23 protein-coding genes and 1 pseudogene are annotated in these 25431 nt (G+C 72.3%); 14 read left to right on the top strand and 10 right to left on the bottom strand.

Going from position 1 to position 25431, the window contains the following annotated elements; translation table 11 throughout:
- Position 1: 1 nt before the first annotated feature.
- Positions 2 to 688 (bottom strand): response regulator transcription factor, encoded by a 687-nt coding sequence (locus tag ABT245_RS34675; protein WP_351741632.1) that lies wholly within the window; start codon positions 686 to 688, stop codon positions 2 to 4.
- A 314-nt stretch (positions 689 to 1002) separates the two neighbouring features.
- Here ABT245_RS34675 and ABT245_RS34670 point away from each other — a divergent pair, with 314 nt between their 5' ends.
- The 8 genes from ABT245_RS34670 to ABT245_RS34635 all read left to right on the top strand — a co-directional run bounded on the left by ABT245_RS34670 (position 1003) and on the right by ABT245_RS34635 (position 7479).
- The gene (locus ABT245_RS34670) at positions 1003 to 1779 is read left to right on the top strand and encodes an amino acid ABC transporter ATP-binding protein (RefSeq protein WP_351741630.1); all 777 of its coding nucleotides are present in this window, start codon (positions 1003 to 1005) and stop codon (positions 1777 to 1779) included.
- Between the two features lie 79 nt (positions 1780 to 1858).
- Positions 1859 to 2695 (top strand): glutamate ABC transporter substrate-binding protein, encoded by an 837-nt coding sequence (locus ABT245_RS34665; protein WP_351741628.1) that lies wholly within the window; start codon positions 1859 to 1861, stop codon positions 2693 to 2695.
- A 101-nt stretch (positions 2696 to 2796) separates the two neighbouring features.
- Complete coding sequence (locus ABT245_RS34660) at positions 2797 to 3435, top strand: amino acid ABC transporter permease (protein WP_351741694.1); 639 nt, start codon at positions 2797 to 2799, stop codon at positions 3433 to 3435.
- Positions 3432 to 4334, top strand: coding sequence for an amino acid ABC transporter permease (locus tag ABT245_RS34655; RefSeq protein WP_351741626.1), 903 nt, complete (start codon positions 3432 to 3434; stop codon positions 4332 to 4334). Before ABT245_RS34660 ends, ABT245_RS34655 begins: the two co-directional genes overlap by 4 nt.
- A 310-nt stretch (positions 4335 to 4644) precedes the next feature.
- On the top strand, positions 4645 to 6258 hold the full coding sequence (locus ABT245_RS34650; protein ID WP_351741623.1) for an FAD-dependent monooxygenase: 1614 nt from the start codon (positions 4645 to 4647) through the stop codon (positions 6256 to 6258).
- Positions 6259 to 6387: 129 nt separating this feature from the next.
- Positions 6388 to 6435 carry a hypothetical protein gene (locus tag ABT245_RS34645; protein WP_351741692.1) on the top strand — a complete coding sequence of 16 codons (48 nt, stop codon included), beginning with the start codon at positions 6388 to 6390 and terminating at the stop codon, positions 6433 to 6435.
- Between the two features lie 76 nt (positions 6436 to 6511).
- Positions 6512 to 7066 carry a cupin domain-containing protein gene (locus ABT245_RS34640; RefSeq protein ID WP_351741621.1) on the top strand — a complete coding sequence of 185 codons (555 nt, stop codon included), beginning with the start codon at positions 6512 to 6514 and terminating at the stop codon, positions 7064 to 7066.
- Positions 7063 to 7479 (top strand): rhodanese-like domain-containing protein, encoded by a 417-nt coding sequence (locus ABT245_RS34635; RefSeq protein ID WP_351741618.1) that lies wholly within the window; start codon positions 7063 to 7065, stop codon positions 7477 to 7479. Before ABT245_RS34640 ends, ABT245_RS34635 begins: the two co-directional genes overlap by 4 nt.
- 169 nt (positions 7480 to 7648) lie before the next feature.
- On the opposite strand, the gene recX is transcribed toward ABT245_RS34635, so the two are convergent.
- Positions 7649 to 8629, bottom strand: coding sequence for a recombination regulator RecX (gene recX, locus ABT245_RS34630; RefSeq protein ID WP_351741615.1), 981 nt, complete (start codon positions 8627 to 8629; stop codon positions 7649 to 7651).
- A gap of 3 nt (positions 8630 to 8632) precedes the next feature.
- A complete protein-coding gene (gene recA / locus ABT245_RS34625) occupies positions 8633 to 9754 on the bottom strand; it encodes a recombinase RecA (RefSeq protein ID WP_351741612.1) in 1122 nt (373 codons plus the stop codon).
- 648 nt (positions 9755 to 10402) lie between these two features.
- Here recA and ABT245_RS34620 point away from each other — a divergent pair.
- Complete coding sequence (locus ABT245_RS34620; protein WP_351741610.1) at positions 10403 to 10792, top strand: VOC family protein; 390 nt, start codon at positions 10403 to 10405, stop codon at positions 10790 to 10792.
- A gap of 140 nt (positions 10793 to 10932) precedes the next feature.
- Here ABT245_RS34620 and ABT245_RS34615 read toward each other — a convergent pair.
- Positions 10933 to 11145, bottom strand: a pseudogene (locus ABT245_RS34615) (dihydrofolate reductase family protein); the annotation flags it as partial.
- Between the two features lie 266 nt (positions 11146 to 11411).
- On the opposite strand from ABT245_RS34615, the gene ABT245_RS34610 reads away from it, so the two are divergent.
- The gene (locus ABT245_RS34610) at positions 11412 to 12155 is read left to right on the top strand and encodes a hypothetical protein (RefSeq protein WP_351741608.1); all 744 of its coding nucleotides are present in this window, start codon (positions 11412 to 11414) and stop codon (positions 12153 to 12155) included.
- A 54-nt stretch (positions 12156 to 12209) separates the two neighbouring features.
- Here the strand turns inward: ABT245_RS34610 and ABT245_RS34605 are convergent, their stop codons facing one another.
- Together ABT245_RS34605 and ABT245_RS34600 are read right to left on the bottom strand one after the other, a co-directional pair.
- The gene (locus ABT245_RS34605; protein WP_351741605.1) at positions 12210 to 13463 is read right to left on the bottom strand and encodes an AI-2E family transporter; all 1254 of its coding nucleotides are present in this window, start codon (positions 13461 to 13463) and stop codon (positions 12210 to 12212) included.
- A 60-nt stretch (positions 13464 to 13523) separates the two neighbouring features.
- Positions 13524 to 13718: a DUF3046 domain-containing protein gene (locus tag ABT245_RS34600; RefSeq protein ID WP_351741603.1), complete on the bottom strand. Its 195-nt coding sequence runs from the start codon at positions 13716 to 13718 to the stop codon at positions 13524 to 13526.
- An 80-nt stretch (positions 13719 to 13798) separates the two neighbouring features.
- On the opposite strand from ABT245_RS34600, the gene ABT245_RS34595 reads away from it, so the two are divergent.
- On the top strand, positions 13799 to 14761 hold the full coding sequence (locus tag ABT245_RS34595; protein WP_351741601.1) for a prenyltransferase/squalene oxidase repeat-containing protein: 963 nt from the start codon (positions 13799 to 13801) through the stop codon (positions 14759 to 14761).
- A gap of 127 nt (positions 14762 to 14888) precedes the next feature.
- On the opposite strand, the gene ABT245_RS34590 is transcribed toward ABT245_RS34595, so the two are convergent.
- From ABT245_RS34590 to ABT245_RS34580, 3 genes are read right to left on the bottom strand one after another with little or no spacing between them, the layout of a single operon-like run.
- Positions 14889 to 15197 (bottom strand): AzlD domain-containing protein, encoded by a 309-nt coding sequence (locus tag ABT245_RS34590; RefSeq protein WP_351741599.1) that lies wholly within the window; start codon positions 15195 to 15197, stop codon positions 14889 to 14891.
- Complete coding sequence (locus tag ABT245_RS34585) at positions 15194 to 15985, bottom strand: AzlC family ABC transporter permease (protein WP_351741596.1); 792 nt, start codon at positions 15983 to 15985, stop codon at positions 15194 to 15196. The genes ABT245_RS34590 and ABT245_RS34585 overlap by 4 nt, the downstream gene beginning before the upstream one ends.
- Positions 15886 to 16848: an AraC family transcriptional regulator gene (locus tag ABT245_RS34580; RefSeq protein WP_351741593.1), complete on the bottom strand. Its 963-nt coding sequence runs from the start codon at positions 16846 to 16848 to the stop codon at positions 15886 to 15888. Before ABT245_RS34580 ends, ABT245_RS34585 begins: the two co-directional genes overlap by 100 nt.
- 347 nt (positions 16849 to 17195) lie before the next feature.
- On the opposite strand from ABT245_RS34580, the gene ABT245_RS34575 reads away from it, so the two are divergent.
- The 3 genes from ABT245_RS34575 (at position 17196) to ABT245_RS34565 (ending at position 24385) form a co-directional block, all read left to right on the top strand.
- Entirely contained in the window at positions 17196 to 22244 is a 5049-nt protein-coding gene (locus ABT245_RS34575) for an ATP-dependent helicase (protein WP_351741590.1), read from the top strand.
- A gap of 501 nt (positions 22245 to 22745) precedes the next feature.
- The gene (locus ABT245_RS34570) at positions 22746 to 23588 is read left to right on the top strand and encodes an Fpg/Nei family DNA glycosylase (protein WP_351741587.1); all 843 of its coding nucleotides are present in this window, start codon (positions 22746 to 22748) and stop codon (positions 23586 to 23588) included.
- Positions 23589 to 23620: 32 nt separating this feature from the next.
- Positions 23621 to 24385, top strand: coding sequence for an SDR family NAD(P)-dependent oxidoreductase (locus tag ABT245_RS34565; protein ID WP_351741585.1), 765 nt, complete (start codon positions 23621 to 23623; stop codon positions 24383 to 24385).
- A gap of 578 nt (positions 24386 to 24963) precedes the next feature.
- Here the strand turns inward: ABT245_RS34565 and ABT245_RS34560 are convergent.
- Positions 24964 to 25260, bottom strand: a complete 297-nt coding sequence (locus ABT245_RS34560; protein ID WP_351741582.1) for a hypothetical protein — start codon at positions 25258 to 25260, stop codon at positions 24964 to 24966.
- Positions 25261 to 25431 lie beyond the last annotated feature (171 nt).

The raw sequence follows: 25431 nt of genomic DNA, 5'->3' as shown, positions 1-25431 counted from the left end.
GCTAGGCGGCCGGGGCGACGAGCCGGTAGCCCACGCCGCGTACGGTCTCGATCAGTGCGGGCATGCGCAGTTTGGCCCGCAGGGAGGCGACGTGCACCTCCAGGGTGCGTCCCGTGCCCTCCCAGCTGGTGCGCCAGACCTCGCTGATGATCTGTTCCCGCCGGAACACCACGCCCGGCCGCTGGGCGAGGAGCGCGAGCAGGTCGAACTCCTTGCGGGTCAGCTGGATCACCGTGCCGTCCACCATGACCTGGCGGGTGGGCAGTTCGATGTGCATGGGACCGAGCCGCAGCGGGCCGTCGCCGCTGGTTGCGGTGTCCTCGTGGACGGTGCGCCGGCTGACGGCGTGGATCCGGGCGAGCAGTTCCCCGGTGTCGTACGGCTTCACCACGTAGTCGTCGGCGCCGAGGTTGAGGCCGTGGATCCGGGAGCGGACGTCGGAACGCGCGGTGACCATGATCACCGGGGTGCCGGTGCGTTTGCGGATCTTGCCGCACACCTCGTAGCCGTCCTGGTCGGGCAGGCCGAGGTCGAGCAGGACCACGCCGAAGCCGGGGCCCTCGGGGACGAGCGCCTGGAGCGCCTCCTCGCCGCTGCGCGCGTGCGTGACGTCGAAGCCGTGCCGGGCGAGGATCGCGGACAGCGCCGCCGCGACGTGGTTGTCGTCCTCGACGAGCAGCAGTCTCATCCCCGCCCCCTCGGGTTCAGCGGTCGTACCGTCCCGGTTGTCCATCGGCCACTAAGAAGGTGCCCGCGCACAAGAAGGTTGCCCACGCGCGCGTGCACCATGGCAGTCACGCCGATGGACGAGGACGGCGTCAAGAGGGTTCCGGTTACCCACCGCATCCGTTACCCGGCCGATACGTGACCAGCTCGCAACTGCTACAACACGTGTCCGATTGCTATCGGATCGTGATGCTCAGATTCCCCTCAGATGTAATGACGCATGTCACAGGGCTCACTACTGTCCTCCGCAACCGAGGAGGACGGAGCCCGAGAGCGATGACCGAAGTATCGGTGGCCAAGGAAGACGTGGCCGCGACCGGCGATCTGGTCGTCCTGAGAAGCGTCAACAAGCACTTCGGCGCGTTGCACGTGCTCCAGGACATCGATCTGACGATCGCTCGCGGCGAGGTCGTCGTGGTCATCGGACCCTCCGGGTCCGGTAAGTCGACCCTGTGCCGCACCATCAACCGCCTGGAGAGCATTGACTCGGGCGCCATCACGATCGACGGCAGGCCGCTGCCCCAGGAGGGCAGGGAACTGGCCCGGCTGCGGGCTGACGTCGGGATGGTGTTCCAGTCCTTCAATCTCTTCGCGCACAAGACCGTGCTCGACAACGTGATGCTGGGACAGGTCAAGGTCCGCAAGGCGGACAAGAAGCAGGCCGAGGACAAGGCCAGGGCCCTGCTCGACCGGGTCGGCGTCGGCACCCAGGCCGACAAGTACCCCGCGCAGCTCTCCGGCGGGCAGCAGCAGCGCGTGGCCATCGCACGGGCCCTGGCGATGGACCCGAAGGTGATGCTCTTCGACGAGCCGACCTCCGCCCTCGACCCCGAGATGATCAACGAGGTCCTGGAGGTCATGCAGCAACTCGCCCGCGACGGCATGACCATGATCGTCGTTACCCATGAGATGGGCTTCGCACGCTCGGCCGCCAACCGCGTGGTCTTCATGGCGGACGGCCGCATCGTCGAACAGTCCACGCCGGACCAGTTCTTCAGCAACCCGCGCAGCGACCGGGCCAAGGACTTCCTGTCGAAGATCCTGCACCACTGACGGCACCCGCACGTATGACGGACGAACCGGTTCACCCGCACCGCCGGCCCGCTTCCTCACCACACGAAGGATGTTCACCATGAAGCTCCGCAAGGTCACCGCAGCCTCGGCCGCCGTGCTCGCCCTCTCCCTGGCCGCCACCGCGTGCGGTTCCGACGACAAGGACGACAGCGGTTCCTCCGGCGGCGGCAAGAAGATCACCGTCGGCATCAAGTTCGACCAGCCCGGCATCGGCCAGAAGACCCCGCAGGGCTACACGGGCTTCGACGTGGACGTGGCCACGTATGTCGCCAAGAAGCTCGGCTACGGCGAGGACCAGATCGAGTGGAAGGAGTCGAAGAGCGCCGACCGCGAGACGATGCTCAAGCGCGGTGACGTCGACTTCATCGCCGCCTCCTACTCGATCACCCCCGAGCGCGAGCAGCAGGTCGACTTCGCCGGCCCCTATCTGCTGGCCCACCAGGACGTGCTGATCCGCGCGGACGACGACAGCATCAAGGCGGCCGCGGACCTCAACAGCAAGAAGCTGTGTTCGGTGACCGGTTCCACCTCGGCGCAGAACGTCCATGACAAGCTGGCTCCCAAGGCCCAGCTCCAGGAGTACCCGACGTACTCGGCGTGTCTGACCGGTCTGCAGAACAAGGCCATCGACGCGCTCACCACGGACGACTCGATCCTCGCCGGCTACGCCTCGCAGTCCCAGTTCAAGGGCAAGTTCAAGCTCGCCGGCCTCAAGATGACCAACGAGAACTACGGCATCGGCGTCAAGAAGGGCAGCGACCTCAAGGACAAGATCAACAAGGCCCTTGAGTCCATGGTCTCCGACGGTTCCTGGCAGAAGGCCGTGGACAGCAACTTCGGTCCGGCCAACTACAAGAACGAGCCCGCCCCGAAGATCGGCGACGTCAAGAGCTGAAGCAGCGCCCGGCTGGTGGGGCGCCGGGGGGGGCGGGCCCCCGGGCCTCCCCACAACCCGCAACGCCGGGGCTAGGGGTCGACTTTCTTGAGGGTTACGACCTGCTGGGCGCCTTCTGGGTGACGGTGCAGCTGACGCTGCTGTCCGCCGTGGGCTCCCTGATCTGGGGCACCCTGCTGGCCGCCATGCGGGTGGGCCCGGTGCCGCTGATGCGCGGTTTCGCAACCGCCTACGTGAACATCGTGCGGAACATCCCGCTCACGGTGATCATCCTGTTCAGCTCGCTCGGCCTGTACTCGACTCTGAACATCACCATGGGGTCGAACGTCATCGAGACAAGCAACTTCCGGCTGGCCGTGCTCGGCCTGATCGTGTACACATCCGCCTTCGTCTGCGAGGCGCTGCGCTCCGGCATCAACACGGTGCCGGTCGGGCAGGCCGAGGCCGCCCGGGCGATCGGCCTCAGCTTCACCCAGGTACTGGGCCTGGTGGTGCTGCCACAGGCCTTCCGTGCGGCCGTCGGCCCGCTGACGAACGTCCTGATCGCGCTGACCAAGAACACCACGGTGGCGGCCGCGATCGGCGTGGCGGAGGCCGCGTACCTGATGAAGAAAATGGTCGAGAACGAGGCGCAGTTGGTGCTGATCTCAGCCGTCATCGCCGTCGGATTCTGCCTCCTGACGCTGCCGACCGGTCTGCTCCTCGGCTGGGTCGCCAAGAAGGTGGCGGTGAAGCGATGAGTTCCCTCCTGTACGACGCCCAGGGCCCGCGCGCCAAGCGGCGCAACGTCCTCTACACGGCGGTCTTCACCCTCGCCGCGGCCGCCGTCCTGTGGTGGGTGTTCAGCGCCCTTGCCGACAAGGAACAGTTGGCCTGGGAGAAATGGAAGCCGTTCCTCGGCGGCACCGAGGCCTACACGACCTATATCTGGCCCGGTCTGCAGAACACCCTCAAGGCCGCCGCCCTGTCCATGATCATCGCGCTGCCGCTGGGGGCGGTCCTCGGCATAGCCCGTCTCTCGGACCACGTGTGGGTGCGCGTCCCGGCGTCGGTCGTGGTCGAGTTCTTCCGGGCGATCCCGGTCCTGGTCCTGATGATCTTCGGGATGGCCTGGTACTCCGAGTACACCGACGTCAGCTCGGACGACCGTCCGCTGTACGCGGTCGTCACCGGCCTCGTGCTGTACAACGCGTCCGTGCTGGCCGAGATCGTCCGGGCCGGCATCCTGTCCCTGCCGCGGGGCCAGTCCGAGGCCGCGATGGCGATCGGTCTGCGCAAGAACCAGACGATGCGGCTGATCCTGCTGCCGCAGGCGGTCACCGCGATGCTCCCGGCGATCGTCAGCCAGCTCGTGGTGATCGTGAAGGACACGGCGCTCGGCGGCGCGGTCATGACCTTCCCCGAACTGCTCGCCTCGGCCAACACGATGAGCGGCTACTACGGGGCCAACACGATCGCCTCCTTCACCGTGGTGGCCGTGATCTTCGTGGCGATCAACTTCTCGCTCACGTCCTTCGCGGGGTGGCTTGAGCGACGGCTGCGGCAGGGCAAGAAGTCCACCGGCGCGGTCCTGGGCGCCGACGCGGTCGCCGAGCTGGCCGCCCCGGGCGAGCACGAAGACGTGACGAAGGTCGGATGATGCCGATGGGGCCCTTGCGCGCGGGCGGGCCCGTTGAGCGCGGGCGGACCCGCGGTGGGCGCAGCGCTGCCCGATGAGTCCAACGAGCCTGATACGCCCAACGCACCTGATCAGCCCGATAAACCCAATCAGACGATGATCTGACGTAGCGACAATTCCCCGGGGGCAGTGGCATGATCGCCACCGCCCTTGGTCGCTTGACGCAAACACCGCCAATGGGTTGCATACGTTCTGTGATCGTGCACCCTGCTCCACCTTCCTGTTCACACATGTCCGTCCAGGCAGAGCCGCGGGCAGGGGGCGCCGCGCCGTGGACCCAGTGATCATCGTCGGAGCGGGGCCCGTCGGGCTTACGCTCGCCCTGGCGCTGGCCCGCCAGGATGTGCCGTCCGTCGTCCTGGACGAGGGTCCGGGCATGGACGAACCACGCGCCGCGCGCACCGTCGTACTGCGCGAGGACACCGCCGCGCTGGTGACCCGGCTCACCGGCGTCCCGCTCGCCGAGCGGGGGCTGCGCTGGGCCGGATGGCGGTCGCTGCGGCGCAAGCAGGTGATGGGCGAGATCGAGTTCGACGACGAGGAGCCGGGCCCGCTGCATCTCGCGCAGCATGTGCTGACCGGCGCTCTGCGCGCCGCGCTCGCCGACGAGCCGCTGGCCAGGCTGGCCGTGAACAGCCGTCTCGACACGATCGAGCAGGAACGCTCCGGCGTCACCGCCCATACCCGGGAGCCGGGCGGCACCTGGTGGCGCGGCAGCTATCTCGTCGGCTGCGACGGTCCCCGCTCCACCGTGCGCAAGCTCCAGGACATCCGCTTCCCCGGCCGTACGGCGGTGGAGCGGCACGCTGTGGCCGCGCTGCGCGCCGAACTGCCCCGGCCCGACTGGGGGTTGCTGCACCGGCTGCCGCCGTGGCGGGCGTCCGGGCCGTTCGCCGGCGAGGTGACCGCCCGCCCCCTGCCGGACGGCGTGTGGCGCCTGGACTGGCTGCTGCCGCCGGGCAAGGACCTCGTCACGCCCGAACTCCTCGTGGCCCGGGTCCGCGAGACCCTGGCCGGCTGGACGGGCGGCACCACACCGCCGTACGAACTCCTCGACACCGGCGTCCACACAGTGCATCACCGGCTCGCCCGCCGGTGGCGGGCGGGGCGGGTGTTCCTCGCCGGGGACGCCGCCCATCTGCTCGGCGCGCTCGGCACCCAGGGCCTCGACGAGGGGCTCAGGGACGCCGACAACCTCGCCTGGAAGCTGGCGCCGGCCTGGCACCACGGTCCGCACGAGGCGCTGCTCGACTCCTACCAGGCGGAGCGGCGCGCCGTGGTCGCCGCGCGACTGCGCGCCACCGACCAGGTGTTGCCGGTGCTGCGCGGCGGTGGCGGACTGCGCGCCTACGTCCCCGGCACCGCCCGCGGGTACGACACGCTGCTCACGGACGGCCATCTGGGACGGGGGCAGCTCGGCGCACCGGGGACGTACGCCGACTCCCCACTCGCGCCCGGGCACCTCGATGCGGAGGTCCCGGTCGACACTCCGCCGGGCGCCCAGGTCAGCGATGTGCGGGTCACCGCGGAGGACGGCACCTTCGTCCGGCTGCGGGACCGTCTCGGCCGCGGTGCGCTGCTGGTCGTCCTGATCGCTCCGGGCACGGGCGTGTGGGACCGCAAGCACTGGGTGACCGCCGGGATCATGCCCCGGCTGGCGGCAGCGGTGGCCGCGCTGCCGTACCAGGCCGAGCTGCTGGTTGCCGAGGCCTACCCCGGCGCGCCCGCGCACACCGTGCTGCTCGTCCGCCCCGACGGGCACCTAATCACCGCGCTGGGCGGGGTCCGACCGGCCGACCTGTACTCGGCCGCGCAGGCGGCACTGGGCGGCGCCGCGAAGGAGGAGGCCGAGGCCGCTGCGGGGGCGGGTTCCGGGGCGCGCTGACCCTTCCCTCTCTCCTGGTCCTCCCTTGGTCCGGTCCACATTCCGACGACAAGTTGACCGCTGCGCTCCCGCAGTGGTGTACTCCGCTTCGTGATCGACACCTGTGTGCGCCTGTGGCGGAGGGTCCATATGGACCTGGTCCGCTATGCGGGCTGCGTGTGTCGCCGCACCTGCTGAATTCGCACCCCTCTCATCGGCGCGCCCCGTCTGACCTGCGGCGCGCTTTCGGCGAACGCTCAACAGGACGGTGTACGTGTCTGTCTCTCCTTCCGCATCTGCTCCCTCCGCCTCTCCTGCCACCGGTGCCGCGGCGGCCCCGCCCACCCAGGCTGACCTCCTCGACTTCGTCCGACGGACCGCCGCCGACGCCGAACTGATCGCCTCGCTTCCGCTCGACCCGGAGGGGCGCACCTGGGTGCACCTGGACGGGCCCGGCGGCAGTGAGGCCTGGCTGATCGGGTGGCCTCCCGGCACCGGTACCGGCTGGCACGACCACGCCGAGTCGATCGGTGCCTTCCTCACCGCGGTGGGCGAGTTGAAGGAGAACTCGTTCGCCGCCCGGCTGCCCACCGACGGCTGGAAGACGCTCGAACTCACCGAGGGCGTGGACCGCGAGCGGCGGCTGCCGGCCGGGCGGGGGCGTTCCTTCGGTCAGCACCATGTCCACGAGGTGCTCAACGAGTCCACCGAACGGCATGCCGTGTCCGTCCACGCCTACTACCCGCCCCTGCCGCAGATCCGCCGCTACAGCCGCAGCGGCCAGGTACTGCGTCTGGAGCAGGTGGAGCACCCCGAGGACTGGCAGTGAGCGAGTCGTCGGGCGCGAGCGGGGCCCAACCGCCGCTCGGCATAGACGAGTTGCTGGCGCGGGTGCGTGCGGGCTATCGGCGGATCGAGCCCCGCGAGGCGTATGACGCGGCGCAGGGCGGGGATGCCCTGCTGGTCGACATCCGGTACGCGGCGCTGCGCGAGCGCGATGGGCTGGTCCCCGGCGCGCTGGTCATCGAGCGCAACGAACTGGAGTGGCGCCTCGATCCCCGGGGCAGCCATCGCGCGCCCGAGGCCACCGGCCACGACCTGCGCATCGTAATCCTCTGCAATGAGGGCTACGCGTCCAGTCTGGCGGTCTCCTCCCTGCACCTGCTGGGTCTGCACCGAGCCACGGACCTGATCGGCGGTTTCCAGGCGTGGAAGGCGGCGGGGCTGCCGGTGGCGTCCTGACCCAGGGCGTCCGTCCGCCGGGCCGTACTCCCCCGGCCTCCACGCCCGGCCCTCCGGGTCCGGAGCGTGGCCGGGGGACGGCTTCGGCACCGGTCCGCGGTGGCCAGACGGCTCGGCGTCTCGGTGGTGCCGCCCTCGTGACCGATCTCGCCGGCCCGTTCCCGATGGGTCAGAACTCCTCGCCGTCGAGGAACTCCGTGTCCTCGCCCTCCTCCTCCAGCGCCTGCCGGACCACCCGGAGGGCCATGCCCTCGGGGTAGCCCTTGCGGGCGAGCATCCCCGCCAGGCGCCGTATGCGTCTGTCCCGGTCGAGGCCGTGGGTGGAGCGCAGCTTGCGGGCGACGAGGTCGCGAGCGGTCGACTCCTCCTGTTCGGCGTCGAGTTGGGCCACGGCCTCGTCGATCAGCGCCGAGTCGACCCCTTTGGTGCGCAGTTCCCGGGCGAGCGCGCGACGGGCCAGCCCCCGGCCGTGGTGCCGCGACTCCACCCAGGCGTCGGCGAACGCGCTGTCGTCGATCAGGCCGACCTCCTCGAACCGCGACAGCACCTCCTCGGCGACGTCCTCCGGGATCTCCTTCTTGCGCAGGGCGTCCGCCAGTTGCTTGCGGGTGCGCGGGGTCCCGGTGAGCAGGCGCAGACAGATCGCCCGCGCCCGCTCAGCCGGGTCCCCTGGAGACTCCTCCTGCTCGGCCCTCGACGAGGAGAAGGAGCCTCCGTCTTCGTCGGCCGGTCCCCCGTGGCCCCGCCGACGACGCCCGCGCGGGGCGCCGCCACGACGCCCGCCACCGGGCGGTCCATCCCCGTGTGGTCCTTCGCCGCGGGGCCCACCCCCGTGGGGCCCCACGCCTTGTGTCCCCTCGCCGTGAGAGCCGTCCCCGTACCGCCCCTCGTCGTGGCGGCTGTCCCGGTACCGCCCCTCGTCGTGGGGCCAACCGCTGTGTGGCTCGTCACCGTATGGGTCCCGCGGGCCGTCGGGGCCGAAGGGGTCGGCCCCTCCGCGGGTTCCACCCCAAGACGGCCGGTCGTCCTCGAACGCCCCCTCGCCGTCCGGGCCGTCGCCCGGCCGGGCGGGACCGACGCCACCTCTGCCCGTCCGCTCCCGGTGAGCGTCGAGCTGTGCGTACTCGGCCCAGTCGGTTCGTCGTGTCACGGGTCAGCTCTTGGCTGCGGCGGCCTTGGGCTTGGTGGCCTTGGCGGCTGCCGGGGCGGGCGCCGTCTTCGCCGCGTCGCCCGGAGCGGTGGCGACCGCCGCGGCCGGTTCGGCGGCGGGCTCCTCCGGCCGCACTCCGACGCCCAGCTTCTCCTTGATCTTCCTCTCGATCTCGTTGGCCAGGTCGGGGTTGTCCTTGAGGAAGTTGCGCGCGTTCTCCTTGCCCTGGCCGAGCTGGTCGCCCTCGTACGTGTACCAGGCGCCGGCCTTGCGGACGAAGCCGTGCTCCACGCCCATGTCGATCAGGCCGCCCTCACGGCTGATGCCCTGGCCGTAGAGGATGTCGAACTCGGCCTGCTTGAAGGGCGGCGCGACCTTGTTCTTGACGACTTTGCAGCGGGTGCGGTTGCCGACCGCTTCCGTGCCGTCCTTCAGCGTCTCGATGCGGCGGATGTCGATGCGCACCGAGGCGTAGAACTTCAAGGCCCGGCCACCGGTCGTGGTCTCCGGGGAGCCGAACATGACGCCGATCTTCTCGCGGAGCTGGTTGATGAAGATGGCGGTGGTCTTGGACTGGTTGAGCGCGCTGGTGATCTTCCGCAGCGCCTGGCTCATCAGCCGGGCCTGCAGACCCACATGGCTGTCGCCCATCTCGCCCTCGATCTCCGCGCGCGGGACGAGCGCGGCGACGGAGTCGATGACGATCAGGTCGAGCGCGCCGGAGCGGACCAGCATGTCCACGATCTCCAGCGCCTGCTCGCCGTTGTCCGGCTGGGACAGGATCAGGTTGTCGATGTCCACGCCCAGCTTGCGCGCGTACTCGGGGTCGAGGGCGTGCTCCGCGTCCACGAACGCGACCTGGCCGCCTGCCTTCTGCGCATTCGCCACGGCGTGCAGCGTCAGGGTCGTCTTGCCGGAGGACTCGGGTCCGTAGATCTCGACCACACGGCCGCGCGGCAGGCCGCCGACGCCGAGGGCCACGTCGAGCGCGGTCGACCCGGTCGGGATGACCTCGATGGGCTCCTTCGACCGCTCGCCCATGCGCATGACCGCGCCCTTGCCGAATTGCCGTTCAATCTGCGCGAGCGCGGCGTCGAGCGCCTTCTCGCGGTCGGTTCCTGCCATGGGTTCCACCCGGTTTGCTTGAGTCGATCGCTTCACGTCAAAGACGCTAACGCCTGCCACTGACAATGCGTCCCGACGCCGACCCGGCCTGTGGATAACTCCGGCACTTATCCACCCGAACCGGGCCGAAACCCCCCGTCGAGAACTTCGCCTGGACCTCTATGAGAATGGATGTTCGATTTTCATGTCAAGCGCACCACACGGCACTTACGCTCGTCCAGCCACTGCCGTCCGCCCGTCGAAGCCCCACCGGCCGACCGGTTCTGCCGCCGCATAACGCGCGGTCACACCGGCGCCGCGCTGGGGCGCGCCCTGCGGCACGCCGTAGCCGGCGGGCGGGCGGCCGGGGGCCTGTCCGAGCGGCGGCTGCCGGCCGTATCCGGGGGCGGGACCGGCTGTCCCTGGCCGGGCGGCGGCGCCGGGGCCTGCGGGGCCGGGGACTGGCCGTATCCGGGAGGCAGCGGGGCGTTCGGGGCACCAGGCCGGCCCCGTACGACGGCTGTGGCTGGGTGTAGAACACGGGGGCCGGGGCGGGGGCGACACCATGCCGCCGGGCGCGTCCAGGGGCGATGACGGTGGGCGCAGCGTGCACGCGGGTGGCGTGGCGCTGCCGCTGTGCGGCCTTGCGGGCCGTGAAAGGGTCGGGGCATGGCTCACTCACCCATGCGGATCCATGCCCTCATCGTCGATGCCACCAACCCCGAGCGGCTTGCCGCGTTCTGGTCCGATCTGCTGGGCAGGCCGGTCGTGGGCCGCACCGGACCGTATGTCTGGCTGCGGCGCGAGGACGGCCTGGGCCTGGGCTTCCAGCAGACCGCCGAGCGCAAGTCGGGCAAGAACCGCATGCACTTCGACATCACCTCGCCCGACCCGGCCGCGGAGCAGCAGCGGGTCGAGGCGCTCGGCGGGCACAGGCTGCAGGAGTATGCCGACGGCGGGTTCCTGGTGATGGCCGACCCCGAGGGCAATGAGTTCTGCATCATCCCCGAGGGCCCCTTCGAACTCGACGAGGAGGGACACGCGAACTACCTCGGCTGACCGGCGTTCCCACCCGGGCCCAGCGCGCCATCGACCGCCCCTGAGGCCGGCGGCCTCCCGGACCTGCCGTCGCCTTATCGCCTTTTGACCGCCGCGGGGTCGGTCCGAAGAGGCGACGACAGTGCGGGACACGAGCCGTGTCAGCGGACCACGTCGAAGACCTGCTTCTGCAGGCCGTTGGCGTGGACGTCGCGCTCGACCAGCTTCAGCCTCTGGGTGTCCTTGTCCGTGGCGCTGAACAGACGCTTGCCCGCACCCACCAGCAGCGGGAAGACGAGCAGGCGGTAGCGGTCGATCAGACCCCCGTCGGACAGGCCGAGGTTCAGGGAGGCGCTGCCGTGGACGATGATCGGGAGGCGATCGCCGTGTGGTACACCCGCTCGGTGACGCTGAGCTTGCACCGCTCCTCGACCGGTGCCAGTAACGCCTCCGCCACGGCGCGGTCTTCGATCACAGCGACGTCCAGCACGCTCTTAGCCTGCTTCCGACAATTTTGTCAAGACAACTTGAGTTGTCGGAGGGGGGCGGCGAGTCCGTCGCACCGCTGCTCCCCAGGGCGTACGACGGGTGTCTTCGGCTGGACGACGACCTCGGGTCACTCGCTCGGGAGCCTTGGCGCATGGATGATCCACGCCCCGTCGAGCGTCTCTGTCACGCGATCGGTCTGCTTCTCGTCGTCTCCGGTGCCCTGCACCTGGCCGTGTTCGCCGTCGACGGCGGCCCCTGGTACGGCCCCGTCTCCTGGCGCAAACCCGTCACGTTCGGGCTCTCCTTCGGCGCGACGCTGATCGCGATCACCTGGGTCACCTCGTATCTGCGCATCGAGACACGGTTGCGCGCCGTCCTGCTCACCGTGTTCGCCGCCGACTGCGTGGTGGAGGTCGGCGGCATCACCTTGCAGGCCTGGCGGCGGGTGCCCTCGCACCTCGACATGGAGACGCCCTTCGACACCGCGGTGTCCATGACGCTGGCGATCGGCGGCGGCGTCCTCGTGGTGCTGCTCACCGTGTTCGCGGTGGCCGCCTTCCGGCACCGGCCGGCCGGGCCCCCGGGCATGGCACCGGCGGTCCGTGCGGGATTCGCCGTCCTGCTCGTGGCGCTCGCCTCGGGTGCCGCGATGATCGCGCGCGGGGTGCTGCTCACCCGCACCGGCCACCAGGAGGCCGCCTACCACTCGACGGCCCCGCTCAAGCCGCTGCACGGGGTGAGCCTGCACGCCGTGCTGGTGCTGCCGGCGCTGGCCTGGCTGCTGTCCCGAACGTCCTGGAGCGAACAGACCCGGCGGCGCACCGTGGCCGTCGCGATCGGCTGCTACGTGGCCGCGGTCGCCGCGACCGGGATCTGGGCGGTCCTCACGTACTGAGCGGTCCTCACATACTGAAGCGACGCACACTGATCACGGCGCCACGCCCGATCCTCAGGCGGAGCCCTCCTCCTGGGCCTCCGGTTCGCCCGGTCCCGGTCGCCGCGTCCACGCGCGCGTGAGACGGCCGGGCCCGTTCGTGCCGCGCACCCGGTGGCCCTGCACCCGGGGGTCGTCCGTGACGTCGTACCGCTTCACGTACGCGCCCAGGAACGCCTGGAGCGTGGCGACCGCGGGGATCGCGATGAGCGCGCCGACGGCGCCGAGCAGCGCGGTGCCCGCGATGACCGACCCGAAGGCGACCGCGGGGTGGATGTCGACGGTCTTCGAGGTGAGCTTGGGCTGCAGCCCGTAGTTCTCGAACTGCTGGTAGATCACGACGAAGACCAGCACCCACACCGCGTACCAGGGATCGACCGTGAACGCGATCAGCATGGGCAGCGCACCCGCGAGGTACGTGCCGATGGTCGGTATGAACTGGGAGACCAGCCCCACCCAGACGCCCAGGACGGGCGCGTAGGGCACGCCGAGGGCCTGGAGCAGGACGTAGTGCGCGATCCCGGAGACGAGCGCCATGAGCCCGCGGGAGTACAGGTAGCCGCCCGTCTTGTCCACGGCGATCTCCCAGGCCCGCAGCACCTCCGTCTGGCGTGCGGGCGGCAGCACCGAGCACAGGGCGCGACGCAGCCGCGGCCCGTCGGCGGCGAAGTAGAACGAGAACAGCCCGATCGTCAACAGCTGGAACAGGCCGCCGAGCACCTGGGCGGACACGTCGAGCACCCCGGCGGCGCTGGTCTGCGCGTACTTGCGCAGCCAGTCGGAGTGCAGCAGCCCCTCCTGGACGTCGACCCGTCTGAGTTCGGTGTGGAACGTCTCGTTGATCCAGTTGATGACCGAGTCGAGGTAGTCGGGGAACCCCTCGACCATTTTGACGATCTGGCCCGCGAGCATCGAGCCGAGCAGGGTGACGAACCCCGCCGTGACGATCGCCAGGCCGAGGAAGACCAGGAAGGTGGCGAGCCCGCGGCGCATGCCGTGCCCGGCCATCCAGCTCACCGCCGGCTCGATGGCGAGGGCCAGGAAGAACGCGATAAGGATGTTGATCAGCAGACCGGTCAGCTGGTGGAAGGCCCAGCTGCCCAGCTGGAACGAGGCGATGAGGGCGAGCGCGAGCACCATGGCGCGCGGCAGCCAGCGCGGCATGCGGGCGCCCGGCGCGGCGCGGTCGGCCGGAGGCCGGGCGGGCGGCGTCGCGCCGGGCGGGGATGCGTGCCGGGTGATCTGCCCGGTCTCGTCAGTGGAGGCCACGGTGCAAGTCTCGCCCACGGCACCGACAACCCGCTGCCCTCCTCCGGTCTTCGTGACCGATCAGCGCCGTTCCCCCGGCACGTCCATGACGGTGCAGACCACGCGCCACACGTCCTTGGCGTCCCAGCCGGCGTCCAGCGCCTGGCGCACCGTGCGTCCGCCCAGCTCCGCCATCACGTGATCGCGCGCGAACGTATCGGCGTATCCCGGACCGAATTGGTCCGCCATCCGCTGCCAGAAGACCGTCAACCGCATGACTCCAGTATCCCGCCCCTGAGGGTGGGCCCTGCCCGGGGCCACGTGCGGAGACCGCTTTCCGCCCTACGGTCTGTCGCATGGCCGAAACCGGAGCTTCCCCACTCCCCCCTACGCCCACGGCGCACTCCCCGCTCTTCCGCGCCGAGCACTTCGTCTGGCTCACCGCGCGCGTGCTGGAGCAGCGCCTGTTCGCGTACCACTTCCTGAACGGCGGCGCCGATCCGGTGGAGACGGCACTGGACGCCTATCGCAACGAGGACGGCGGGTACGGCCACGCCCTGGAGCCCGATCTGCGCGGCCCGGTCAGCCAGCCACCGCACACCGGTCACGCGCTGGGTGTCCTGGATGCCATCGGACGCTGCGGCGGACAGCGGGTGGAACGCGTGTGCCGCTATCTGACGTCGGTGTCCACGGCCGACGGCGCCCTGCCTCCGGTCGGTCCCGGCCAGCGCGGCTACCCGACTGCCCCGTCCGTGCCGGTCGTGGACAACCTGCCGAGCGACCTCCTGGCCACCGCTCCGGTGGTCGGCCTGCTGCACCGCAACGAGGTGTGGCACGCCTGGCTGTTCCGGGCCACGGACTTCTGCTGGCGGACCGTGGAGGCGCTGGAGAGGCCCCACCCCCGTGAGATCACGGCGGCGGTGGCCTTCCTGGACGCCGTGCCCGACCGCCCGCGCGCGGCGGCGCTCGCCGACCGGCTGGGCCGCCTGGTGCGCGAGCAGCGGCTCGCGACGCTGGATGCGGACCGTTCGGCGGACCAGCCCGTCCCGCCTCACCAGCCCCTCGCGCCCGGCCACGATCCGGCGGGACGCCACCTCCCGCACGACTTCGCCCGGACTCCGGACTCACTCGCGCGCGCGTGGTTCACCGACGACGAGATGACGCGCTCGCTGGACTTCCTCGCCGCGCGACAGCAGGAGGACGGCGGCTGGCCGGCCCGCCACGTCCGGTGGGCCCCGGGCATCACTCTGGAGACCCGCCCCATGGTCACGATCGAGGCCCTGCGCACGCTGAGAGCACACGGCCGGCACGTGGGGTGACGCGCGCGAGCCCCACGCGCGGGCGCGTGCGGTCTGTGCTCAGGCCTTGCACGCCTGGCAGTTCGCGCGAGTCCCACGCGCGGGTGCGGGCGCGACCGAGCTGGCGCCGGTCGGTTCGGGTCCGGCGTCAGCCGCCCATGGCGCGCACTCCTGCCGTCACCAGCACCGCCGCCGCGACGACGAGCAGGAACGGAGCGCGCAGTATCAGCGCCACCGCGGCCGCCGCGAGCCCCGCCGCCCGGGCGTCCAGCACGAGCGCGTGGCCGTCTGCGAACGTCTGCTGCGCTGTGAGGGCGGCGAGGAGGGCGACGGGCAGCAGGGCGGCGAGCCGCTTGACGAGCGGCCGCTCCAGGGCGCCCGCGGGCACCAGCAGGCCGGCGAGCTTGACCGCGTAGCAGCCGAGGGCGGTGGCCCCGATGGCGATCCAGGTGTTCAACGCGCTTCCTCTGTCGTCGGGTCCGGTGTCGTCCGATCTGGTGCGGGCTGAGGGCGAGCGGCGCCGCCGCGGGTCCGGCCGCCGCGGCGGCCCTCCACGAACAGGGCGAGCGGCGCCGCGAGCGCGGCCATCAGCACCGGCACCCCGGCGGGCAGGACGGGCAGCAGACCGAGCCCCAGGACCACCGCGAGGCCCGCCACGGCTCGCTCGGTCACGGACTTCAGCATGGGCGCGAGCAGCGCGAGGAAGACCGCGGGTCCGGCCGCGTCGAGGCCCCACGCGTCGGTGTCCCCGATGGCCTCGGCGCCCAGGGCGCCGAGCAGCGTGGTGAGGTTCCACAGCACGTACAGGCTGATCCCGGTGACCAGGAAGCCGAGGCGGGCAGCGCGCCGGGTCGGCTGCGCCAGCGACACCGCGGTGGTCTCGTCGATCACCCACTGGGCCGCGAACGGCCGCACCGCGCGGCCAAGAGCCAGCAACTGGGACAGGCGCAGCCCGTAGAACGCGTTGCGCACCCCCAGGAAGAAGGCACCCGCCGCGGCCGTGACCGGGCCGCCGCCGGCCGCGAGCGCGCCCACGAGCGCGAACTGGGAGGCGCCGGTGAACACCAGGAGGCTGAGCACACAGGTCTGCGACACGCTCAGTCCGCCGCCGGCCGAGGTCGCCCCGAAGGCGAAGCCGGACAGTCCTACGGCGACTCCGACTCCGAGTGCGTCCCGGACGACGGCGGAGTCGGCTTTCCCTGGGTCTTCGGCGCGTATGTCTGCGAGAGCTGTCTGTTCTGCCACACCTCGGACGGTACGGGCAGCCGCCGCCGCGGGTCTTGTACGTTCTTGCGCTCACGCTGGTACGCCCCGGGAGGCACGCCGACGATCCGGGCGAAGTGGCGGTTGAGGTGCGGCTGGTCGGTGAACCCGACGGTGACGGCCGCCTGGGCCGGTGTCGTGCCCGCGTCCAGCAGACGCCGGGCCCGACGCACCCGGGCGTCGGTCAGCCAGGCGTGCGGCGGCATGCCGTAGGCGTCGCGGAACGCCCGCAGCAGGGCGAAGGGGCTGGTTCCGAGGTCGGCGGCGAGCCGTTCCAGCGTGGGCGGCTCGGTCATCCGTTCCTCCAGCACGGCACGCGCACGTGCCGCGATCCGGGTTCCGGCCGTCCGCACCTCGTGCCGGGGCACCGGCCCGCCGTTCAGCCGCAGCAGCCGGGTCACCGCCACCCGCAGCAGGGTGTCGGCGGCGAGCGCGTTGCCCTCGTCGGCGGCGCGCAGCACCTGGTGGACGAGGCCGACCGCGTACGGGTCGTCGAGGACGGGGCTGACGAAGCCGGGGGTGCCCCGGATCCCGGTGGTCTCGGCGGCTATCGCGGCCACCACGTCGGGCGAGGGGTAGACGGCTCCGTACCGCCAGCCCTCGGGGCCGCCCGCCCGGCCGGTGTGTGCGGTGTCCGGGTTGACCAGCGCCAGTGCTCCGGCGCCGGCGGCCACGTCCGACCCGCCGTGGTGGAAGACCTCGACGCCGTCGACGATGGCCGCGATCACGAAGTGCTCGTGGGTGTGCCGGACGAAGGTCTTGCGGATGTAGCGGGCGCGCAGCAGGTCGACACCGGGCAGTTCCTCGTACTGCCAGTGCCGCGCCAGCTCGCCCGACCCCGCCATCCGGTCATTGTCCGTCACACCGCCGCCGCGGCCACGCCGCCGTCGGTCCGGTCGCGGCCGGCTGATGCGGTCCCGGCCCCCGCCGGTGCCGTCAACGGCCCCCGACAGTGCGGTCCGAGTCCCCGCCGATGCCATCAGCGGCCCCGTCTATACGGTCCCGGCCCCCGCCGATGCCATCAGCAGCCCCCGTCAGTACGGTCCCGGCCCTTGCCGGTCCGGCCACGGCCGCCGTCGGCGCCCGACGCCCGCCGCCCGGCGTACCGGCACCGGCACCGGCACCGGCACCGGCACCGGCGGCGTTTGCCCAGGTCAGGCCGTTTGTCAGTGCTCGGGTGCAGGATGGACGCATGGTCAGCTCCGCACATCGAGCCCTCGACGGCTTCTCCCCCGCGACCCGCGGCTGGTTCACGGGGGCCTTCTCCGCGCCCACCGCGGCCCAGGCGGGCGCGTGGCAGGCCATCGGGGAGGGCTGCGACGTGCTGGTGGTGGCCCCGACCGGCTCCGGCAAGACGCTGGCCGCCTTCCTCGCCGCCCTGGACCAGCTGGCCTCGACCCCACCGCCCGCCGACCCGAAGAAGCGCTGCCGTGTGCTGTACGTCTCACCGCTCAAGGCCCTCGCGGTCGACGTCGAGCGCAACCTGCGCAGCCCGCTCACCGGCATCCGGCACGAGTCCCTGCGCCTGGGCCTGCCCGAGCCCGAGGTCAAGGTCGGCATCCGTTCCGGCGACACCCCGGCTGCCGAGCGCCGTGCCCTGTCCACACGCCCGCCGGACATCCTGATCACCACCCCCGAATCCCTGTTCCTGATGCTGACCTCGGCCGCCCGCGACGCGCTGACCGGCGTCGAGACGGTGATCCTGGACGAGGTGCACGCGGTCGCGGGTACCAAGCGCGGCGCGCATCTCGCGCTCACCCTGGAGCGGCTGGACGAATTGCTGCCCAGGCCGGCCCGCCGCATCGGGCTGTCGGCGACCGTCCGCCCGGTCGACGAGGTGGCCCGGTATCTCTCACCGCGCCGCAAGGTGGAGATCGTCCAGCCCGAGTCCGGCAAGGAGTTCGACCTCTCCGTCGTCGTCCCGGTGGAGGACCTGGGCGAGCTGGTCGGTTCCCCGGCCGCCGACGGCAACGAGGGCGCGGAGCGGCCGTCGATCTGGCCGCATGTGGAGGAGCGGATCACCGACCTGGTGCAGGCCCACCGGTCGACGATCGTGTTCGCGAACTCCCGGCGCCTCGCCGAGCGCCTGTGCAACCGGCTCAACGAGATCGCCTACGAGCGGGCGACCGGCGAGCCCTTGGAGGAGCACCACTCCCCCGCCCAGCTGATGGGCGGGTCGGGCGCGGCCCAGGGCGCGCCGCCGGTCATCGCCCGCGCCCATCACGGCTCGGTCTCCAAGGAGCAGCGTGCCCTGGTCGAGGAGGACCTGAAGGCGGGCCGGCTGCCCGCCGTGGTGGCCACCTCCAGCCTGGAGCTGGGCATCGACATGGGCGCGGTCGACCTCGTCGTGCAGGTGGAGTCCCCGCCCTCCGTCGCCTCCGGCCTGCAGCGTGTCGGCCGTGCCGGTCACCAGGTGGGCGCCGTCTCCACCGGCGTGGTCTTCCCGAAGTACCGCGGCGACCTCGTGCAGGCCGCCGTCGTCACCGAGCGGATGCGCTCCGGCGCCATCGAGTCGCTGAAGGTCCCCGCCAACCCGCTGGACGTCCTGGCCCAGCAGCTGGTCGCCATGACGGCGCTGGACACCTGGCAGGTCGATGACCTGCTGGCCACCGTGCGCCGTGCCGCGCCGTTCGCCTCGCTCCCGGAGTCGGCGTTCACGGCCGTCCTTGACATGCTCGCGGGCCGCTATCCGTCCGACGCCTTCGCCGAGCTGCGGCCGCGCGTGGTGTGGGACCGGGTCGCCGGCACGGTCACCGGCCGCCCCGGCGCGCAACGGCTCGCCGTCACCTCCGGGGGCACGATCCCCGACCGGGGGCTCTTCGGCGTCTTCCTCGCCGGCGCGGACCCGAAGAAGGGCGGCGGCCGGGTCGGCGAACTCGACGAGGAGATGGTCTACGAGTCGCGCGTGGGAGACGTCTTCACGCTGGGCACGAGTTCCTGGCGCATCGAGGACATCACGCGCGACCGCGTTCTGGTCTCCCCGGCGCCCGGCGTGCCGGGCAGGCTGCCCTTCTGGAAGGGCGACCAGTTGGGCCGCCCGCTGGAACTGGGCCGCGCCGTGGGCGCGTTCCTGCGCGAGGTCGGCTCGCTCCCGAAGGACGACGCCCGGTTGCGGCTGCTCGCCGCGGGCCTCGACGCCTGGGCCGCGGACAACGTCCTGTCCTATCTGGACGAGCAGCGCGAGGCGTGCGGTCATGTCCCCGACGACCGGACGATCGTGGTGGAGCGCTTCCGCGACGAACTGGGCGACTGGCGTGTCGTCGTCCACTCCCCGTTCGGTGCGCAGGTGCACGCCCCGTGGGCACTGGCGCTCGGCGCCCGCCTGTCCGAGCGGTACGGCATGGACGCGCAGGTCATGCACGCCGACGACGGCATCGTGCTGCGCCTGCCCGACGCCGACCTGATGGGCCTGGATCTGCTCGACCAGGAGCCCATGAAGGCGTCCACGGCCTACGACGCCGAGCAGGCGCCGGTCGGCGCGGCGGACGTCGCGTTCGACAAGGGCGAGGTCGACCAGGTCGTCACCGACCAGGTCGGCGGCTCGGCGCTGTTCGCCTCCCGCTTCCGCGAGTGCGCCGCCCGCGCGCTGCTGCTGCCGCGCCGCAACCCCGGCCGCCGCACCCCGCTGTGGCAGCAGCGCCAGCGGGCCGCGCAACTGCTCCAGGTGGCAAGCGAGTTCGGCTCGTTCCCGATCGTCCTGGAGGCGGTCCGCGAGTGTCTCCAGGACGTCTTCGACGTCCCCGGGCTCGCCGAGCTGATGGGGGACATCGAGTCCCGCAGGGTGCGCCTGGTGGAGGTGACGACCCCCGAGCCGTCGCCGTTCGCGCGGTCCCTGCTGTTCGGCTACGTCGCCCAGTTCCTGTACGAGGGCGACTCCCCGCTGGCCGAGCGGCGCGCCGCCGCCCTGTCCCTGGACTCGCGGCTGCTGGCCGAGCTGCTGGGCCAGGCGGAGCTGCGTGAACTGCTCGACGCGGAGGTGCTGACCGAGCTGGAGCGCGAGCTCCAGTGGCTCACGGAGGACCGCCGGGTCAAGGACGTCGAGGGCGTGGCCGACCTGCTGCGGCTGCTCGGACCGCTGACCGAGGCCGAACTGACCGAGCGGGGCGCCGACCCGCGGTGGGCCGGGGAGCTGGCCGCCGCCCGCCGCGCCATCCGGGTCCGGATCGCCGGAGCGGACCACTGGGCGGCCGTCGAGGACGCGGGCCGCCTGCGCGACGCGCTCGGCACCGCACTGCCGGTGGGGGTGCCCGAGGCGTTCACCGAGCCGGTCAAGGACCCGCTCGGCGACCTCCTCGCCCGGTACGCCCGCACCCACGGCCCGTTCACCTCGGCCACCGCGGCGGCCCGCTTCGGCCTGGGCGTGGCGGTCACGGAGGGGGCCCTCCAGCGGCTCGCGGCGGGCGGCCGGGTCGTCCAGGGCGAGTTCCACCCCGCGGGGATCGGCCAGGAGTGGTGCGACGCGGCGGTCCTGCGCAGGCTGCGCCGCCGTTCGCTGGCCGCGCTGCGGCACGAGTTGGAGCCGGTGCCGCCGCCCGCGCTGGCGCAGTTCCTGCCGCAGTGGCAGCACATCGGCAAGCGGCACGGCCTGCGCGGCACCGACGGACTGGTGCGCGCCGTCGAACAGTTGCAGGGTGCGTCCGTCCCGGCGTCCGCCCTGGAGAAGCTGGTCCTGCCGTCGCGGGTGACGAACTACAGTGCCTCGATGCTCGACGAACTCACCTCGGCCGGTGAGATCGTCTGGGCGGGAGCGGGGGCGCTGCCCGGCAAGGACGGCTGGGTGTCGCTGTACCTGGCGGACGCGGCACCGCTGCTCCTGCCGCCGCCGCACCCCCTGGAGCCGACCGCGCTGCACCAGTCGGTGCTGGACGCCCTCTCCGGCGGCTACGGCCTGTTCTTCCGGCAGATCGCCGACCAGGTCCGCGCCACCACCCACCCGGACGTCACCGATCCCCAACTGGCCGACGCCCTCTGGGAACTGGCCTGGTCCGGGCGGCTGACGAACGACACACTCGCCCCGATGCGCTCGCTGCTCGGTTCGGGCCGCACGGCGGGCTCCACGGCCCACCGGGCCAGGCGCACCGTCCCGCGCGGTCGCTACGGCTCGCTGACGGCCGCCGCCCGCCCCGTCTCCCGCGCCGGCCCGCCGACCGTCGCGGGCCGCTGGTCCCTGCTCCCGGAGCGCGAGCCGGACGGCACCGTGCGCGCCCATGCCCTGGCCCGCACCCTGCTCGACCGGCACGGTGTGGTCACCCGGGGAGCGGTCGCCGCCGAGGGCGTGGAGGGCGGCTTCTCGGCGGTCTACCGGATTCTGTCGGCCTTCGAGGAGAGCGGCCAAGCCCGGCGCGGCTATGTCGTCGAAGGGCTCGGCGCCGCGCAGTTCGCGATGGACGGGGCGGTCGACCGGCTGCGAGCGGTCGCCAACGCCCGCGAGCGGGGCGACGGCCTGCCCGCCCCCGGCGCCGCGAACGGCAGCCCTCACGGCTTCACGGGGAACGACACCCCGGGCCCCGCAGGGGACGACATCCCCGACTTCACGCACGAGGGCTTCCAGGGCTCCAGCCCGCCCGACGACGCCTCGGCCACCGGGTTCGACCAGGCCTCCGGCGCGTTCGGCGGGCCGGAGGCAGCGGAAGGACCCGACGGGACGGACACGACCGAGGGGACCGACTGGGCGTACCCGGAGGAAGACCTCTCCTTGCCACCCGGCAACCGCACCGCACCGGGCGACTACGTCTCCCCCAGGGACCTCAGGGCCATCGCCTCCCCCGGGCACGGCGGCCCCCGAGGCGGCCCTGTCCTGCCGTACGGCGCCGGATACGGCGACCGCCGTACCCGTACCTCCGCCGCCGACACCCGGGCGGTCGTCCTCGCCGCGGCCGACCCGGCGAACGCCTACGGCTCGGCCCTGCCCTGGCCCGAGCCGCCGACCGGGGCCGGGCACAAGCCGGGCCGCAAGGCGGGTTCCCTGGTGGTGCTGGTGGACGGCGAGCTGACGCTCTACATGGAGCGGGGCGGCAAGACCCTGCTGGCCTGGCCCGCCACCGCAGACACCGAGCCCGCCGACGACCCCCGTCTCCGGGCCGCCGCGGACGCCCTGGCCACCGCCGCCCGCGCGGGCGCCCTGGGCACGGTCACGGTGGAGCGCGTGAACGGCGCCGCGGCGCTCACCTCCCCCGTCGGCACTCTCCTGGAAGGAGCCGGTTTCGTGGCGACCCCGCGCGGACTGCGCCTCAGACCGTGATCAACAGCTGGCTCACCGCGTGATCTGCACACAGCCCAGCACCACCACGGCGCAGGCGGATGCGCCCCGCCCGGGCGCCGCCGAGGTCCGGCGGCACACGGAACGGGAGCGGACCGTCGTACCCACCAAGCCGGCTCCCGCCGAGCCGACGGCACGCCCGGCCCCGCCCACACCGCCCGAGGCACCGCTGCCGCGCCCCGTCGCACCCCCGCGCCCGGGCCGTCACCGGGACCGTCGCCGGTGCCCCGAGCCGGATCGTGCCCGACCGGGTGGGGACGCCCGGAACCCGACCCAGAACCCGACGCGGAACCCGGCCCAGAACCCGACGCGAACCGGATCGCGGCGGTCGCGCCCAGGCCCCCCGACGCGGACGCCGCTCCCCCGCCGTCGTGTCCGCGGCAGCGCACCCCACCGCCACGAACACGACCGCGGCACCGGCAGCTGCCGCCGACGACCACGCGCCCGTCGTGCCACGACTGCCCGTCGTGCCACCCTGGACGCATGCCCGAAGGTGACACGGTCTGGCAGGCCGCGAGGCGGCTGCACGGCACGCTCGCGGGCCGGGTGCTGACCCGCAGCGATCTGCGGGTGCCCAGGTACGCCACGGTCGATCTCACCGGGCGCACGGTGCTGGACGTCACGCCGCGTGGCAAACACCTGCTCACCCGTATCGAGGGCGGTCTCACGCTGCACACACACCTGCGCATGGACGGCGCCTGGCGGGTGTACGGCGACGGCGAGCGCTGGAGCGGCGGCCCGGCGCACCAGATCCGCGTCATCCTGGGCACCGGGGAGCACACCGCGGTGGGCTACCGCCTCCCGGTCCTGGAGCTGCTGCGCACCACGGAGGAATCCCGCGCCGTGGGCCATCTCGGTCCCGACCTGCTCGGTCCCGACTGGGATCCGCAGGCCGCCCTCGCCAACCTGCTCGCGGACCCCGCCCGGCCCCTCGGCGAGGCCCTGCTCGACCAGCGCAACCTGGCGGGCATCGGCAATGTGTACAAGAGCGAGCTCTGCTTCCTGCTCGGCGTCACCCCGTGGCTGCCGGTGGGCGCCCTGCCCGACGACCGCGCCGCGAAGCTGCCCGCCCTCGCCAAGAGACTCCTGGAGACCAACCGCGACCGGCCGGTCCGCACCACCACGGGCCGACGCGGCCAGGACCTGTTCGTCTACGGCCGGGCGCCCCGCCCCTGCCTGCGCTGCCACACCCAGGTCCGGGTGGCCGACCAGGGCGACGGCTCACGGGAGCGGCCCACGTACTGGTGCCCGCGCTGCCAGCAGGGCCCGGCACCGGCACCGGGTTCCCCGCAGGCCCGCGGAATCCGCCCCCGCGACAACAATTGACGACCCGTCAGAAATGCTCGTACGGTCACTTCATGACCGTCGACGCGTACGACCTCAGCGGACGCACCGCATTCGTCACCGGCGCCGCGAGCGGCATCGGCCGGGCCTGTGCCGTGCTGCTGGCCGAGGCGGGCGCGACCGTGCACTGCGCCGACCGGGACGCCGCCGGCCTGCGCGAGACGGCGGCCCACATTGAGGCCCGGGGCGGCACCGCCCGCACCCATCGGCTTGACGTCACCGACCGGGCCGCGCTGCGGGAGGCCGTACGGTCCTGCGAGCGCCTGGACGTGCCGGCGGCGGTCGCCGGGATCATGCACAGCAGCCCGGTCCTGGAGACCACCGACGAGGACCTCGACCGGGTGCTGAACGTCAACTTCAAGGGCGTGCTCCATGCCTGCCAGGAGGCGGCGCTGCTGATGCTCGACCGTGGAACGGGGGGCAGCATCGTCACCATGGCCTCGGGCGCCGTCGACACCGGCGGCCCGGGGCTGCTCTGCTACGGCGCGGCGAAGGCGGCCGTGGTGCAGCTCACGAAGACGCTGGCGACCGAGGTCGGCCGGCACGGCATCCGGGTCAACGCGGTCGCCCCCGGCTGGATCCGCACACCGATGACCGCCCGCCACGACCACGCGGCGCAGGCCCGCGCGGAGACCCTGATGAACCGCATGTCGCCCCTGGGCCGGGTCGGCGAGGCAGAGGAGGTCGCGCACGCCGTGCTGTACCTGGCGTCCGACGCGTCCTCGTTCACGACGGGCCAGATCCTGCGTCCGAACGGGGGAGTCGCGATGCCCTGGTGACATCACCGGCCCGCCAGGCGGCCACCCACCGCTCCGGTCCGACGGCGCCCGCGGCGCACGCCTTCGGCATGCAGTGCACCGGCAGCAGGCTCAGCCCCCAGCCGCCGGCCGCGACGGCGCCCTCCAGCGCCCCCACATCCGCGCCCAGCACGATCCGCACGACGGCCCACGTCCATGCCGCCCCGAGCCCCAGACTCATCCCCCACCGCACTGCCCGCCGCACCATGGCCGTTCACCTCCAGCCGGACGCTAGAACGCCGCCTCACCCGCCGTGGAGGCGCATCGACGGCTCACCGATGCAGCACCGGGCCGCACCGAACGCCCTTTGGATCTGCACCAGAACGCCTTTCCGGGAGCGGGATCCGGGTTTCCTTCCGGTCGGCGCCGGAGATGCGCCGTCCTTCGTGTGAGTGTCCCCCGGCCGGGCCCGAGCCGCATCCAGGACGACCGCGTCCGCTCCTCGGCCTGCGCGAAGCGGTGCGGGCGGATCCGCGCCGTGAAGGCGACGCGCCTCGCGGCTTCGAAGGCGTCGCCCTGCGGCAACCTTGCCCGCCGCCCGCTGAGCGGGCACGGGCCGTTCAGCCGCCCTCGGGGCGACGCAGTGAGCGCCTTTGCAGCAGGCCGCCCAGGACAGCCAACGCGACGGTGACGACGAAGAGCGTGTTCAGCACGATCATCGAATGCCCCGCCACTTTGAAGGACATACCGGTCGCCAGGCTCGCGGCCAGCGACACCGCCCCATAGCCCCACAGCTCCGGCCGCACTACGCGGCTGCGCAGCCACGGCAGCAGCCACCCGGTGGCCAACGCCACACACCCGCAGGCACCCAACAGGCCAAAGCCCACCGCGGCTGCACCGACAAGGAACACGTCCATGTCCCCAACCCTCCCCATTCGGCGGCCCCACCGTACCGCCCTGCGCACCACCGGAACGCAGGGCGACGGCCCGATCAGCCGTTCTCCGCCTGGAACATCCAGTGGTGATGCATCAGGCTCCAGAAGCAGACCGGCGTTTTACCAGCTCAAGCGGCCTATTTTTGCTACCCC

This window comes from Streptomyces sp. NPDC001508, assembly GCF_040298665.1.
GTDB lineage: Bacteria > Actinomycetota > Actinomycetes > Streptomycetales > Streptomycetaceae > Streptomyces.
This window is presented reverse-complemented; position numbering and strand designations above follow the sequence as displayed.

Coding starts and splice junctions, on each gene's coding strand:
- ABT245_RS34675 (WP_351741632.1), bottom strand. CDS start 688: ATGAGACTGCTGCTCGTCGAGGACGACAACCACGTCGCGGCGGCGCTG.
- ABT245_RS34670 (WP_351741630.1), top strand. CDS start 1,003: ATGACCGAAGTATCGGTGGCCAAGGAAGACGTGGCCGCGACCGGCGAT.
- ABT245_RS34665 (WP_351741628.1), top strand. CDS start 1,859: ATGAAGCTCCGCAAGGTCACCGCAGCCTCGGCCGCCGTGCTCGCCCTC.
- ABT245_RS34655 (WP_351741626.1), top strand. CDS start 3,432: ATGAGTTCCCTCCTGTACGACGCCCAGGGCCCGCGCGCCAAGCGGCGC.
- recA (WP_351741612.1), bottom strand. CDS start 9,754: ATGGCAGGAACCGACCGCGAGAAGGCGCTCGACGCCGCGCTCGCGCAG.
- ABT245_RS34620 (WP_351741610.1), top strand. CDS start 10,403: ATGGCTCACTCACCCATGCGGATCCATGCCCTCATCGTCGATGCCACC.
- ABT245_RS34610 (WP_351741608.1), top strand. CDS start 11,412: ATGGATGATCCACGCCCCGTCGAGCGTCTCTGTCACGCGATCGGTCTG.
- ABT245_RS34600 (WP_351741603.1), bottom strand. CDS start 13,718: ATGCGGTTGACGGTCTTCTGGCAGCGGATGGCGGACCAATTCGGTCCG.
- ABT245_RS34595 (WP_351741601.1), top strand. CDS start 13,799: ATGGCCGAAACCGGAGCTTCCCCACTCCCCCCTACGCCCACGGCGCAC.
- ABT245_RS34580 (WP_351741593.1), bottom strand. CDS start 16,848: ATGGCGGGGTCGGGCGAGCTGGCGCGGCACTGGCAGTACGAGGAACTG.
- ABT245_RS34575 (WP_351741590.1), top strand. CDS start 17,196: ATGGTCAGCTCCGCACATCGAGCCCTCGACGGCTTCTCCCCCGCGACC.
- ABT245_RS34570 (WP_351741587.1), top strand. CDS start 22,746: ATGCCCGAAGGTGACACGGTCTGGCAGGCCGCGAGGCGGCTGCACGGC.
- ABT245_RS34565 (WP_351741585.1), top strand. CDS start 23,621: ATGACCGTCGACGCGTACGACCTCAGCGGACGCACCGCATTCGTCACC.
- ABT245_RS34560 (WP_351741582.1), bottom strand. CDS start 25,260: ATGGACGTGTTCCTTGTCGGTGCAGCCGCGGTGGGCTTTGGCCTGTTG.